This window comes from Paenibacillus sp. TY11 (assembly GCF_059772165.1).
This window is the reverse complement of sequence record NZ_JCBAIQ010000018.1, coordinates 1-14607: the sequence shown is the minus strand read 5'-3', so window position 1 is coordinate 14607 and position 14607 is coordinate 1. Positions and strand designations below refer to the sequence as shown.

At 42.0% G+C, this 14607-nt stretch carries 11 protein-coding genes and 1 pseudogene; 9 read left to right on the top strand and 3 right to left on the bottom strand.

Features of this window, described 5'->3' with window-relative positions; genetic code table 11:
• Positions 1-76: 76 nt before the first annotated feature.
• From AC6EJC_RS18970 to AC6EJC_RS18955, 4 genes and pseudogenes are all read left to right on the top strand, one after another.
• Positions 77-1009, top strand: a complete 933-nt coding sequence (locus tag AC6EJC_RS18970; protein ID WP_444955298.1) for an AraC family transcriptional regulator — start codon at positions 77-79, stop codon at positions 1007-1009.
• A 56-nt stretch (positions 1010-1065) separates the two neighbouring features.
• Positions 1066-1698: pseudogene (locus AC6EJC_RS18965) on the top strand (aminoglycoside phosphotransferase family protein); the annotation flags it as partial.
• A gap of 222 nt (positions 1699-1920) precedes the next feature.
• Positions 1921-2490, top strand: coding sequence for a GNAT family N-acetyltransferase (locus AC6EJC_RS18960; protein WP_444955408.1), 570 nt, complete (start codon positions 1921-1923; stop codon positions 2488-2490).
• A gap of 376 nt (positions 2491-2866) precedes the next feature.
• Positions 2867-4246, top strand: a complete 1380-nt coding sequence (locus tag AC6EJC_RS18955) for an amino acid permease (protein ID WP_444955297.1) — start codon at positions 2867-2869, stop codon at positions 4244-4246.
• Between the two features lie 128 nt (positions 4247-4374).
• On the opposite strand, the gene AC6EJC_RS18950 is transcribed toward AC6EJC_RS18955, so the two are convergent.
• The gene (locus tag AC6EJC_RS18950; RefSeq protein ID WP_444955407.1) at positions 4375-4581 is read right to left on the bottom strand and encodes a DUF3953 domain-containing protein; all 207 of its coding nucleotides are present in this window, start codon (positions 4579-4581) and stop codon (positions 4375-4377) included.
• Positions 4582-5076: 495 nt separating this feature from the next.
• Here AC6EJC_RS18950 and AC6EJC_RS18945 point away from each other — a divergent pair, with 495 nt between their 5' ends.
• The 3 genes from AC6EJC_RS18945 to AC6EJC_RS18935 all read left to right on the top strand — a co-directional run bounded on the left by AC6EJC_RS18945 (position 5077) and on the right by AC6EJC_RS18935 (position 10179).
• On the top strand, positions 5077-6015 hold the full coding sequence (locus tag AC6EJC_RS18945; protein ID WP_444955296.1) for a hypothetical protein: 939 nt from the start codon (positions 5077-5079) through the stop codon (positions 6013-6015).
• 197 nt (positions 6016-6212) lie between these two features.
• Positions 6213-6893 (top strand): hypothetical protein, encoded by a 681-nt coding sequence (locus AC6EJC_RS18940; RefSeq protein ID WP_444955295.1) that lies wholly within the window; start codon positions 6213-6215, stop codon positions 6891-6893.
• Positions 6894-7305: 412 nt separating this feature from the next.
• A complete protein-coding gene (locus AC6EJC_RS18935; protein WP_444955294.1) occupies positions 7306-10179 on the top strand; it encodes a DUF3863 domain-containing protein in 2874 nt (957 codons plus the stop codon).
• A gap of 187 nt (positions 10180-10366) precedes the next feature.
• On the opposite strand, the gene AC6EJC_RS18930 is transcribed toward AC6EJC_RS18935, so the two are convergent.
• Positions 10367-11041, bottom strand: coding sequence for an NAD(P)H-dependent oxidoreductase (locus tag AC6EJC_RS18930; RefSeq protein WP_061831600.1), 675 nt, complete (start codon positions 11039-11041; stop codon positions 10367-10369).
• A 143-nt stretch (positions 11042-11184) separates the two neighbouring features.
• Here AC6EJC_RS18930 and AC6EJC_RS18925 point away from each other — a divergent pair, with 143 nt between their 5' ends.
• Positions 11185-11577 (top strand): winged helix-turn-helix transcriptional regulator, encoded by a 393-nt coding sequence (locus AC6EJC_RS18925; RefSeq protein WP_165179453.1) that lies wholly within the window; start codon positions 11185-11187, stop codon positions 11575-11577.
• A 192-nt stretch (positions 11578-11769) separates the two neighbouring features.
• Entirely contained in the window at positions 11770-12762 is a 993-nt protein-coding gene (locus AC6EJC_RS18920) for an ABC transporter substrate-binding protein (RefSeq protein WP_235307361.1), read from the top strand.
• A gap of 119 nt (positions 12763-12881) precedes the next feature.
• Here the strand turns inward: AC6EJC_RS18920 and AC6EJC_RS18915 are convergent, their stop codons facing one another.
• Positions 12882-14384 (bottom strand): stalk domain-containing protein, encoded by a 1503-nt coding sequence (locus tag AC6EJC_RS18915; RefSeq protein ID WP_444955293.1) that lies wholly within the window; start codon positions 14382-14384, stop codon positions 12882-12884.
• Between the last annotated feature and the right edge of the window lie 223 nt (positions 14385-14607).

Genomic DNA, 14607 nt, shown 5'->3' with positions numbered 1-14607 from the left:
TGGGATTCAGATTTTCCAATGAAGGTGTATAATTTTAGCAGTCTGATACTATGATTAATTTGGGGTGTTCGGCAAAATGAATAATGATTATAAAGAAAGAATAGATAGAGTCATTGAATATATAAGAGAAAATAGTGATCAAAAACTTAATCTTGATATATTAGCGAGTGTTTCGAATTTTTCGAAGTATCATTTTACACGGATATTTACTTCTATGGTTGGTGTGACTCCATTATCCTTTGTAAATCAAGAGCGTTTACAAAAAGCTATTTACTTATTGGGTGAAACCAACAAAACCATTTTGGAAATTTCGAATCTGTGTGGCTTCCAATCGATTTCCACCTTTAATGCTCTGTTTAAGAAGCAGTACAATAAAACACCAAGTGAAGTTCGGAATACCGCAAGGAAGAATAGCAATTTTCTATCATATTTGAGCAATAAGCAAGAAGTGTCAGGTTCTTTTGTGAATTATAATAAAAATAAAGAAAATCAACTTTTAAAAAGAGCGTGGGAAAACATGATAACCATCAAGGAGCTACCAGCGTATGAAGTGGCATACGTTAGACATGTTGGGAGTTATTTGGATACCCGTGTGGCATGGGATCAGTTAGGATGTTGGGCTAAAGAATACGGATTTACGCCGAAGAACCATTTTTTTATCGGAATATCTGTGGATGATGGAAATCTCGTAGACGAATATGCTTGTCGATACGATGCTTGTGTTACATTGCCAAGTGGGTTTGAACAACACGAGCATAAAACGAATGTACAATTCAAAACACTATCTGGTGGAATGTACGCTTTATATCCATACTACGGCACCATTGATAAATTTGTTCTTGCCTATCAAAGTGTATACAGTCTATGGTTGCCGAGTAGTGAGTACGATGCTGATGATAGACCCTGCCTCGAATTTTGTATGAATGACCCTGCTAAGGATCGGGAAGGGAAATGTAAGGTCGATTTATACATACCGATCAAGCAGAGAAGATCAATAACCGTGTGGTAGGAGGAACATTATTGGAAACCCCTATAGGTATTGTTGATTGGGTAGAAAAAAATGAAATGTTGGATGACTTATTAAATCAAGAAGACACCTTAACCACGTACCCAATGGATGATGGATTTGAAGCTGAAGTGATAAAAATATGTTCAGCTCAAGAGAGCTTTGTATTGAAAGTATGGAATAAAAGTTCCAAACCAGATGTTCGTTTTCAATTTCGTTTATTGAATGTCCTTTTTGAACGAGGATTACCCGTCTCTAAGCCAGTGGGTTGGGGAATCAAGCCAAATTCAGACAAGGTGCTGTTAACAACCTTTGACGGAACTCCCGTGCTTAAACTAAATAAAAAGAAAATGACGGATATGGCGAACCTATTGTCCAGGATACATCAAATCCATGTTGAAGAGATTGAAAATATACACCTCCCCAAGTACGACTTCATTGACTACTTTTTTCCTGGAGTAAGAGAGCACTCTGATCTATATCATCCATTAATTTCTCTTGTACAAATAGCCCCAATAAAGCAAGAACGTATTATTCATGGTGATTTTCATTTAGAAAACATAATGGAGAGAAAAGACCGCTATACCGTAATAGATTGGACGAACGGGCAATTAGGCGATCCCGGATATGATTTTGCGTGGGCACTTACTTTGAATAAAATATATGTCTCGGAGCAGTATGCACATGTGTTTCGTTCCGCTTATCTATTGGAAAATGAGGTTCAAGAGAAAGATCTTCAGGTTTTTGAAGCGTTGGCTTGTCTCAGATGGATGTTACTTCATAGAAACGGCGGTATCCCCAAAGGCCCCAACACCATAGAGAGGGTAAAAGGTTTAATAACCCAGAATTCATTCTTAAAAGAATGGGAGTTTAGTGATATTTCAGTAAAAAAGAAAATATGGAGTGATGCCGGAATGAACGTAGAAGCCATGTTTGAGCAGTTTCCTATCCTAAAGTCAGATGATTTGGTATTAAAGAAGATTGAAGATCATCATCTGGATGAAGTTTTTGAGATCTATAACAATGACAAAGTTTTTGAATACTGCGGCATTATACCCAAGCATAATAAAGATACTGTAAAAAAAATGATAGGCCATTTTGAGAGAGATTATCATAAAAAGTCAAGGGTCAAGTGGGGGATATTCGCTAATCCTGAATCTGATCGTTTACTTGGAATCATTGAAGCTTTCGACTTTAATCAAAAAGTAAATATGGTGACGATAGGTTACTTTTTGGCAGAATCGCATTGGGGAAAAGGTGTTGCTACAGAAGCCGTAAACATATTGCTCAAGTTTTTATTTATGTATATGAACATCAATAGAATTCAGGCAGAAGTGATGCCTTTAAATGAGAATTCAAAGCGAGTCTTGTTGAAAAATGGTTTTATCAAAGAGGGGACGTTACGACAAGCAACGCTATGGGCAGGCAAAGGAGTCGTTGATTTAGAAATATACAGTATTTTAAGAGAAGACTATGTAAATTGAAAGTGATATTTATCATTGAAAAATATGTACGAGCATTTATTTTTACCGAGTCTAATGAATCAAGTAAAATTGACCAATGTTCAGAAAAAAAGAATCTCCTTCCTTTCCATTTCATCCCTAAAAATGTCTGCTAATTAGCAGTTGTATTTAGGCGATTTTTGTCATACAATGCATCTAATGCTACGGACTCGGTCTTAGAAACAGTAAGGTTTGGACGGTAAATAGGACGTGGTTTCTTTGTATATTTACGAATCGTGGAACTACTTTGTAGTCGTTCGATCACGACCACGTCAGTCTGAAAAATTAATAATGTTTGGGGACAGTTTTCCGGATCATTAGCGTTTGATGATGAACATATACGAAGGGGAGCGTTCTTTTGGAATCGAAACAATTAACGAGAGGGCTAAAGCCACGGCACGTTGAGTTGATTGCGCTTGGAGGCACGATTGGGGTCGGTTTGTTTATGGGGTCGGCAAGTACGATAAAATGGGCAGGTCCCTCGGTACTGTTGGCTTATCTCTTAGCTGGGATTATTATGTTTTTTGTCATGCGGATCATGGGGGAAATGCTGATTCTTGAACCGGTGACGGGCTCATTCGCTACATTTGCTCATAAATATATCAGCCCTTTGGCCGGTTTCCTGACCGCCTGGAGCTATTGGTTCTTATGGGTTACCGTAGGAATGGCGGAGGTCACTGCGATTGGGGTATACGTGGGCTATTGGTTTCCGGACATCCCGCAATGGTTGCCGGCTTTGGCAGGTGTAATTATTATTGCGTTAGCCAATTTGGCGGCTGTGAAATTTTATGGAGAATTTGAGTTTTGGTTTGCGATGATTAAGATTATCGCCATTATCTTCATGCTCGTAGTTGGTACGGGGATGATCTTCTTTGGCCTCGGTAACGGCGGGCAACCGATAGGTCTATCCAACCTGTACAGCCATGGCGGCTTCTTTGCAGGTGGATTAAAAGGTTTTCTATTTGCACTCTGCATCGTAACGGCGGCTTACCAAGGTATAGAGATGGTGGGCATTACGGCAGGTGAAGCAGAAAATCCAAAGATGACACTGCGAAAAGCCATTAAAAATATCATCTGGCGTATTTTGATTTTCTACGTGGGTGCAATTTTTGTCATTGTTACGATTTATCCGTGGAACCAAATTGGCGAGATCGGCAGCCCTTTCGTTCTGACTTTTGCTAAAGTAGGAATTGTGGCCGCTGCGGGTATCATTAACTTTGTTGTTCTTACAGCAGCGATGTCAGGTTGCAACAGTGGTATTTACAGTGCGGGAAGAATGTTATATACATTGGCTAAGAACGGACAAGCTCCCAAGTTTTTCGGGAAAATTTCCCCAAGCGGTGTCCCTAGAAATAGTATTATTACGACCATTTCCTTGCTGCTGGTAGGGGTGTTATTTAACTACTTAATGCCTGATTCCAAACTGTTTCTGTACATCTACAGCGCCAGCGTTCTCCCGGGTATGGTACCGTGGTTTGCATTAGCCATCAGTCAATTCAGGTTCCGGAAAAAGTGGAAGAACGAAATGGAAGATCACACCTTTAAGTCTCGTTTTTTTCCGATCAGTAATTACATCACCATTATCTTTTTGTTGCTAGTGATCGTTGGAATGTGGTTTAATCCAGACACACGCTTGTCGTTGATTGTCGGAGCAACATTCATGGCGATCGTCATTGTTGGATATTTTATCTTTGGCATAGGAAAGCGGCAGAGAATTGAAGAATTAGATGAAAACTAAAAGATTTGCTAAATACGTAATATTTGCCGAGCGCAATTCAGATGATCCTGAGTTCGCTCGGCTTTTCTTTTACATGAAGAGGGATGGGGCTATGGAAAGGTTGGCTACTGAGGCATAGAACCGTGTGGTTATCTTGTTCGCACTACAAGTGTAAATATAGATACAAAAAAAGTGAGAAGGGAAACTGAGAAGTTGATTATTGCTATACTCTTACGATTAGCCTTAAACTCTGTAATTCCAGAAAATAGAAACATAAACCCTAGAAAAAATTGTGCGATTTTGTATGAATCCTTATAGGTGTCTGGATATGCGAGTGATAAAGAGGAGGAGGTCATAACAACTACAGCAAATATTAATGTGAGGATTCGGTAGATATCCATTTTCTTAAACATAGATAAATTCCCCCTTCCTTTATAATGCCCAGTGTATTACATATTCTAAAGGTCAGACCATGGGACTTCAAATAAATACAAAAATGGAGGAGGCGGAAGGGTACTGGATAAGCGAAGAACCATCCGACTGTGTGTAGCTCTAATAGGTAAAGAGCTTCGTTTTTTGCGTTCGAGTTAGAGATTGTAAGAGGGAAGGAGTAGTACCGAGGCTCGCAGTATCCCGAAAGTCAACGGACAATTTGCTCATTTTCGGGGGGAGAATCACGCCTTTAGTTCAGAAAACAACGAATTACTATAGAATAAACCAAAGATAATCAGGAGTATGGTCCAGTATTCCCTCATTTTTATTTCTGATAAGATTAATTCCATATTATTGAAGGTACATTCGGGCTGCGAAGGTGAAAAGAATGATACATAAGGAAATGAGGAAGATACCGAATGAAGGCGAAAGAGTATATTATTTTGATGACTGCTGTCATTGGTTTAACTGCCATGCTGACCGCATGCGGTGACTCCAAGAAGCAAAGTGAAGGTGAATCTACGACAGGAGCGACAACGGCCACGACTACTACACAGACCACCAAGGTGGACAATACGAGGCAGGCCAGTGTGGATGCTGCTGTGAGCAATACTGCAGACAAAACTACAAAAGGTAATGGGAAGACGTATTCAGACGTGGCTAAAGAAGCATCAAAACCCGAGCAGCCAGCAGGACAAATAGGGTTAAATACGACGCAGGAGCAGCTTCTTACCTTTGCGGATCGTTATGGACTGGTACGAGTACCGGATCATCCGATTCGGCGGGTTTCCGACCCAACCGGAAAACATATAAACATCGCAAATTACAGCGACTCTGTCGTCAATTTATACACAGAAGAGCCGATTCATCCAAATACGGATGAGTTTATTCACGAGGCTTATACTTATTTTACAGAGGGAGTTGCTCCAGGTGAGTCCTACAAGAAATGGGAGGAAACCTCTAACACCGAAAGAGGACTCGTCAAAATTCTCTATTTGTCACGCGAGGGGCTTCTTATTTTAGAAGACGCGATGAAGACGCATGATTACTCTAGTCCATCTGTCCAAAACGCGCTGGGCTTCTTTAAGGTTGCCTCGGAGTTTGAATCTATGCTGCCTGTCGCACAGACACCTACAGACATCAGCTTGTACAATATGTATGATCAACAGGTCAAACCGGAGTGGAAGAAACTGAGCGATATTAAAAATCCTGCTACAGATGAAAAAGCCTTCGCTGCTGCCTACCAAAAAGCAAGAGATGAGACGAATAATCTCATGGGTCTGTTAAACATTATGGTGTCTACGGAAATGGAAAAACGTCTCAAAGCAGCAACCGATCAGCAGAATACAGGGAAATAGCTTAAATCATCATTTTTTGAAATAATACCCATACGTACCCGATCCGAGAGAGAAAGCTCAAATTATCTTGAGAACAGGCTAATATGGAAAGGACATAATTTATCCATACTTTCTTCTAATATTTAACTGTTGATAGATTTATTGAAAAGCTATAATGCTAATGATGATTTGAGTGTATTTGAAGAGAGGTTAAGGGTATGATGTTGAAAAAATGGTCGTTATTCTTGATGTTAGGCATTCTGGTGGTAGCATCTGTGGGTTGGAACGGTGGGGTATCTTACGCAGCTACAGAATATACTTGGGATAAGTACAAGGGCACTGAAGTGAAGACATATAGATTGACTGCAGTACCCGGAAGAATCGAATATATGGATCAGGAAAGGTTTTTTGCTGCTTTAAGCCAAACCCCAAATGTGTATGGAGATTTCAGCGGCTATAAAACGGGGAAAACAACTGGAGTTGTAACCGAAAGTATAACGGATGATGTGTACAAATTTACAGTTACTGATTTTCTTCGCGATCAGGAGCCTGAGGTCGTAGAGTACCAAAACCCAAGAGGTGGGATTCCTCATAGATGGAACGGCACAAGTGATATTCGAATTTTTATGAGAGGATCAGAAGCAGCTTCTTTGTCTGAGCTGTTTTATGAGGGAACGCCAAGTGAAGGACGATTCAAGTTTAATGCTAACGAAATATATTTAGTTACATTTTGGTCCAGCACTGTGAGAGCGATCAGTGGTATGTCTGCTGAAGCGTTAGAAGAGGATGGTACTCATACGTTTACAGACCGGGAGCTTGTAGGCCAGGTAACCAGCGAAGACCCTTCGGCTTATCCGCAGGATGGGATTTTAGAGGGTTATTACTACGTCATCAAATAAGTCAAATCGTGTGCTCTAAACCAAAGAAGAGATAACATTGTGTATGCCTCGTGAGGGTGGCTCTATACATCATGTTATCTTTTTTATTGTGATGCTCGCATTTAGGACAAATAGCATTGAAAAAATGCTGTAAATTTAATTGCTAATGAAAACCATTTTAAAAGATCGGGATATATGGCTTTGAAATAATGACGATTTTACGAAAAAAACAGTATAGTTAAAACTACTTTTTTACTGGCTTTATTCAATCTAAGGGATATTATTCCGATAATTCAAGTATATACAGTTTGGTGTCAACAGATATGAAAATAATTTTGAAAACAAAAGAAATAATTTTCAAAATTGAAACAGAAGTACAGGTAGAAGTGACCTGATGCGATATCGTAGAGGAGGTGCAAGAATCCAAAATAATATGAAATGTGAAAAAAAGTTCAAACAAATTAGGCAATACATCGTTGCTTTGCTGGCTGTTTGGTTGTTCTGTATACATACTGTGCCTGTTTTTGCAGACAGGACCTTTAACGATATTGAACATTCCTACGCAGCTGATGCGATTGAAGCCATGGCTGCTCAAGGGTATGTTACGGGTTATCAGGATGGTAGTTTTCGACCTGTACATTTTATTTCGCGGCAGGAATGGGCGAGTATTTTCGTTAAAACCTTAAAACGAACTTCGGTTAACAAAAGCGTTGCTTCTTTTAGTGATGTGTCACCGTGGGCTCTACCTTATGTGCATACCTTGCGGGAAGAGAACATTACCAAAGGAATCAGTGATCAATTATTTGGTGCTAAGCACAATATGACTCGTCAGGATATGGCGGTGTGGTATGCCAGGTATTTCGGTGTTTCTGAAGATGCCCGGTCCTCCAGTGTATCCGGTTTTGTAGATCAGCCTGATATTTCAGACTATGCACAAACGAGCGTGTGGTTGATGGAGCAGTTGGGGCTAATGGAGGGGGATAAGAATCATTACTTCCATCCCAAAGAGTGTGTGACACGCCAGGATGCCACGCTGGTTGCTTACCGAGTATGGTTAGGTGGTGACGTTCTAAGAGAACGGGCCAAGCGTTTATTGGGGTCATTAGGAAATGGAGCTGGAACGACATCTCAGACGACCAGCCTACCAGAGTCGAAGAAGATCGTGGTGGACTTGGCGCCGGAAATTAGTCACCAGCGTGCGAATCCGGATATTGAAGAGCCTAAAAGCCATAGTCCAAGACCTAATCCGCCGGTCACTCCAGTGACACCACCGAAGCCGGAACCGCCAGTTATACAGTCGGAACCCAAACCTGTACCACCGATAACACCGTCAAAACCACCACCGGTGCTTCCACCGGATCACTCGTCGGATTTCGTGGCGGATGAGGTAGTAATCAAGGCCCCGGAGCTGGTGAACCAACCGGAAACCTATCCTTCGTATCAGCTATCCTTTCAACTCTACAATGAAGGGCGGCCAGTAAGTATTCCCGATGTGAGCGTCACAAGTGTGACCTACAAATTTAGCGATGCATTAGGTGTTTTTGATGAGCATGGGAAAATTGCACGTTCAGAAAATATTCCAACTACCGATGATTGTATTCCTGTAGAGATGGAAGTCACCATTGCTAAACCCTATCGGGTACTTAAAGCACAGACCAAGCTGATTGTGAAAGGGAAGACTCCTCCAGTAGAGGACCCAAGTGTAATTAGGTCCGTATACTTGGCGACGTACACCATTTCACAGGCCACTACTCTAGACCCTGCAGCCTGGAGCATGCCGTATGTATTTCAAAATGCAAAGGGAGAGGTCATAACGCCTGATTTGCTGCCGTCAGACTTGAAGCTTCGGATAGAGGATTCCAGGGGAATATTTTACGAGGATGGACATATTGCGAATCTGCATCTGATCCCTGCAGTGAACTCTGTCATTCCATTCAAGATTGAGGTTGAATCACCATCTCAGGGAATTCACTTCATATCCGATGCCGAGTTAACTGTAGTACCGGGAGAACGCAAAAAGCAATATTTTGCTGTCTCCATGATGCTGCAGGGACAAGATGTCGGAAGTGCGACCACGGTAGAACAAATTGAGCAGGCTCGTCAATTGTTGATGGACCACTTTGGTCCCAACTTAAAAGTGACGTGGGCCATGGAAAGTAGATTTGTTTTTGTGGAAACGAATCGACCACAGCTTAAAAAGGTTTTGGAATACGTGGATCAGTATGGTGATGAAGTGGGAATTCTGGATGGTTATCCGAATAACCTGTATGGGCTTCCTGAATGGGAAGCACGGATGAACGAGTGGTTGTATATGTATCGTTATAATGCACTCAATGAGCTGCATCAATCTGGTTCGTTAGGAGCACCTTCGGTGTTGGAAAGCATGGATACAGACCAATATCGGAAGTATCTGCCTAAATCATTGACTAGCTTTACGGTGAATCCTGAGCAGGCCCAATGGCTTAAAGATCATTTTAAGATCACTTCAGCTATGGGGTGGTCGGCTACACAGTATAATGTGAACAGCATGTATGGTGAGGGTTCGCCTTTGATGCCTTACTGGTCTAATAAAGATAATCCGATTGTTCCGGCACAGGGGCTTACGAATAATAGTGGTATCGTGTTTATGAATTCGATTACGATTGATCCCATTGGATCACGCTATACAAAAGACTCCTCGCGCTGGACCCTTCATCCAGGGGACCCATATGTGACTGAAACGGATGCGGCACCACAACTGTATATAGCGCAGCAATATTTAGATAATCCATATCAACGTTTAAATACGGTAAACTATATGTCGATTATTTTGGATATCAACTGGTTTGCCAGCAACCATAACATGTCTCAAATATGGGAGAACTTTGTGACTCACTTTCCTGCCGACCGTGAGGTCGAGATTGTGGGAGTGGACGGGCTGAAACAGATTTATGAATCATTAGCTGGATCGAATAATGATCATACGGAATTTTCGCTCATGTTTAGAGGCTCCGGCTTTAAGGCGGTTATGGATTCCAATAATTCACCCGCCAATCTGCGCTACTTATGGACCGAAAACGCCTCACAGCGAATTATTTTATCCAAAGAGGATGGGGATGCGGCATGGTCCATTATTGATTTCACCGACTATACCCGAACTTCGGTTCCAAAGATGGCCTACAACCTGGATAAAAACACGGATGTAAGCTATATCACGGGAAGGAACTTCAAGCTACATCCCACGGCTCCGTTGACAGTAAATGAAATTCAGCGTGTAAAGGATCGTTTGAAGGAAATCTATTTCGCGGAAGAAGTAAACTATCAGTAACAGTTTGGAATGCCAGGATTTTTTAAGACCTGAGGTTTTATAAAAAGGGGGTGTCCCAAAAGCCATAGAAATGGCTGTGGGGCGCCCCTTTGTTTTAGAGTAAGATATTCGTTTGTGCTTCAGTTGGTCGCTTCGTGAACGGACCGTTGTTCCAATCGCTGTTGGTGCCCAGATTTTTTCTAGGGTTTTACACCCATTCAATAACCTGATCTACAGATCGCCGGGTTTTGCCGCGCGGCTCGTTCAGGCGGTATCCAAATGCCACCATGCAGGAAATACCGAAATGCTCGGCATCCATGATGCCTTCTTCGGAGAGGATGCGTTCGATTTCCTGTTTATTAAAACCTTCGATAGGACAGGAATCAATGCCGATTTGAGCTGCGGCAGTCATCATGTTACCCAGTGCGATGTAGGTTTGTCGGCAGCCCCACTCGAACAAGGCTCTTTTATTTTCCTCCAGCCCAAAATCAGATTTTAGAAAGGCATCATACACTTTCTCTCTGCCTTGAATCACTTCAGCGGGTAATTGCTGCACGTTCTCCATCATACTCTTGATATAATCGGAGGAGGCTACCATATCTTCTGGAAGTCTAGAGAGGATGAGTACAAAATGACTGGCTGTTGGCAGTTGTTTTTGCGCCCCCCAAGAGTAAGGCAGCAGCTTCTCACGCATAGCTTTACTCTGAACGACAACAAATTTCCAAGGTTCAAAGCCAAATGAGCTTGGAGATAAACGACCGGTTTCAAGAATAAAATCAAAATCGGAATCGCTAATTTTCTTATGACTATCAAATTCCTTCGTTGCATGTCTGAACTCGTATGCAGATAAGATTTGATCTTTAGTAGTAGTTAAGGTTTCCATCGTTATTCCACTCCTTATGGATGTGATTAAAATTGACGCTTACCAAGTGACATGCTTAATATTAGAATATACATGATCGTTTTTGAAGTACGCACATTAATGTGCTGTAGTATATAAAATGATACCAAGGAGGAGAAAAGCCTATGCGCAATCGGAAAGGCGGCTTTGGGGAATGTACCGCTGGAAATGATCAGGCGTGTCCAGTTGAGTTCACGCTGGACGTGATTGGGGGCAAATGGAAAGGGATTATTCTATATCATCTTATGTATGGGACTAAGCGATTTAGTGATTTTCGGCGGATCTGTCCGGGAATTACTCAGCGTATGCTGACACTCCAATTGCGCGAGCTGGAAGAGGACGGAGTCGTTCACCGTGAAGTCTACCAACAGGTTCCTCCCAAGGTCGAATACTCTCTAACTGAATTTGGAAAAACGCTGATCCCGATTATTAACCTGATGAAGGATTGGGGAGAAGAATATAAAACAAAACAGCGATCATCAGAAAGCAGCCTTCAGCAGCCTAGCCCCAATGTGTAGGTTTTTGAGACGGCTCCACGAAAAAAGACCTGGCCATCATTTTGGCAGGTCTTTTGTTTTTTAAAGTGAAATGATGCAAAGTTCGTTTTTCAGTTGACAGCAAGGACGACGCTTGATATATTTCTTACGATATTGATAATCATTATCATCCGTATTGGAGATCATCTCCACCATATATAGGGGGCTAATCAGTTGAAAAGAAAATCGTATTTTATGATGACAGCTATGTTACTTGTATTGTCTGTATTCATCAGCGCTTGCGGCGGAAATAATAATGGAAGTAGTCCGGCTTCATCTTCAGAAGATAAGCAAGAGTCGGCTACTACTGGAGAGACTAGAAGCTTTAAAACGGTTAAAGGGGATATTCAAATTCCTGCGAAGCCACAGCGCATTGTAACGGATTTTTACGGTGGAGAATTGCTGTCCGTGGGTGCTAACGTGGTGGGTGTGGAGCCGACTGCGTTTCAAAATCCTTTTCTGACCGATTTGCTGAAGGAAAAAGGAACCAAAGAGGTGGGTGATCCGACCAATTTGGAAAAGACGCTGGAACTCAAACCCGATCTGATCGTGGTTATGAAGGATACGAATTATGAGGCTTTATCTAAAATCGCACCTACCCTGTACATTCCGTACGGTACGACGACTAATATCTATGATACGGTCAAGCTGTTCGGCGATATCACTGGGGAAAAGGAGAAGGCCGAGCAATTTATTACTGCATTTGATAAAAAGGCCGCTGAAGGTCGCGCACGTCTTAAAGGTGTGATTGACGAAAAGGCAACTTTCGGTTTGTATGAGCTGACGGACAAGCACGCACTTTGGATCTTTGGCGACAATGCGGGTCGCGGCGGCCAAGCTGTATACAATGCGCTTAAACTGAACATGCCAAAGAAAACAGTGAACTCCAAGGAACAAACGGTGCAGCTTTCGATGGAGGTATTGCCACAGTATGACGCAGATTATATGTTCCTGACTACGTATGACCCCGAGAAAAAGGGTGACGCGCTCAAACAACTAAAGTCGTCCGCTGTGTGGGGGAATCTTCCAGCGGTGAAGAATAATAGAGTGTTCTTTAACGATTTTGATACGTATTATCGCTATGATCCAATCGCTATTACCGGACAAATTGATATGATCGTAGATATGCTGGTCGAAAGAGAAAAAGAGAATAAAGCTAAACAATAGATGTGAGATTCTGCGTTGTAATGAATTGCCCAAAACAGATAGGAATTCGCATAATATCGCAGTATATAGCATAAAAAACCAGTCCAACATGAATTATGCTTGGACTGGTTTTTTATTTACTATTTCGTCGTAATTTCGATAGTATCTTCTTTTTGTATCCAATCTACCTTGGCCCCCAGCGTTTCGCTGAGTAGCCTTAGTGGAAGATAACCAATTCCATTCACCATGAAGGGCGGATTGGTGAGTTTTACGGCTTTACCGTTCACTTTTGTTTGGCTGGTTTTGAAATTTACTTCTAGAGAGACAGGATGGTCTTCTGTCTTAGACTGATTCATTTTCGCTATTTTGCTGTTGAAATCATAAGCGATCTCGGCCCCCAGTTTGTCAAAAACAGAACGAAGGGGAATAAACACCTGCCCGTTGCGGGTAATGACACCATTACTCAGAGAGACAGGCGAACCATTGAGACGGACAAGAATCGGTTTTTGTACAGGAACTGGTGAACTATACAGAAACTCATAGTCCCCTATACCGAGCTGCGCGTGTTTGTTGACACCCCAGCCCCATAGGGCGCCATCTGCTTTTTGCATGATTACGTGCCGTGGACCTGCTTTGATGCTTTGAATATTTTTAGCAAGTAATGTAAAGGGTGCATTGGATGGTAACTTTTCACCATCTAGAGACGCAACATATACATTCCCAGCTGTGGTGAGGGCAAGTATGGAGCGTTCGGCGAAAAAGGCGTCTTTAACATCCTTTACTCCTGTTAATAGTACAGGGGTATTTTCGTTGTGATAGGTTGTATTATCTGAGTAACCTGTAACTGTAGCACCCCAGAACCATAGCCGACCTTGCTGATCAATCGCGAGATTGGAATACTTATTGGCCTTGATTGTCTTGATATCCGATAAGGCTTGAATTTGCGATACGGATAGAGTTTCGGACGGAGTTGCATTTTTATCAAATTCTTTGGGCCACGTCCACACGGTGCCATCTTTTTTTAAGGCTATGTTATTAGCGATTGACGTAATATCCTTTAATGATGAAATAGGTTCGAAGCCCTGCAAGGCTTTTGTATTTTTCCATACACTGCCGTCTTTCTTTAGAAATATCCAGCGTTCCTCATAATCCGGTCTTTCCTCATAGTAACTATCTATATTGGCAACCTCGTCGATGCCAGATAGGGTTTGAAAAGGACTAGAGATGTTTCCATTGTCGAGCCGATCAGCGGACGATATGCTGCCTTCGCTGCTCAGAGCGAGCACATGATCATTCAAACTACTTACAGCTGCGAGGTTCTGTAATCCTTCCAGAGGAACGATTTTCACGGATTCAGAAATATTATTTCTAGGCACATACCAAGCAGAGTGGTCTTGTAAGGTAAATACCAGATCGCCCTCGTTGATGATATTAGAAAATGTTTTTACAACGTCCGGCTTACCCTCTACACGAGTCGGTACGGATTGATTATAACCCCACATCCATAAGCTTCCATCGGATTGAATCAGACTCCCGGAATCATAGGAGCGAATATGGGATGTGGAGTTATCTCCGGCCGCCCATACACTGGGACTGAGCAGCAATAACGTGATTATACTGAGTAATAGAGCCCGTCTTTTCATACGATTTTCCTCATTTCTTGATCAATGTATCCCCCTATCCATAGACGTAGATCATATAGAAAAGTTTTCCAAAATGTATGAATTTCAATAAAATAACCTCCAAACCTGAACTTACCCCTGTCAAATAGACAGTAAAGAAAATGCCCTTAAATTAAGCAGCTTGAGTCCGGTATTCAATCGGGCTCTTGTTGTTCAAGTTAAGCTGGATGCGTTCCTGGTTGTA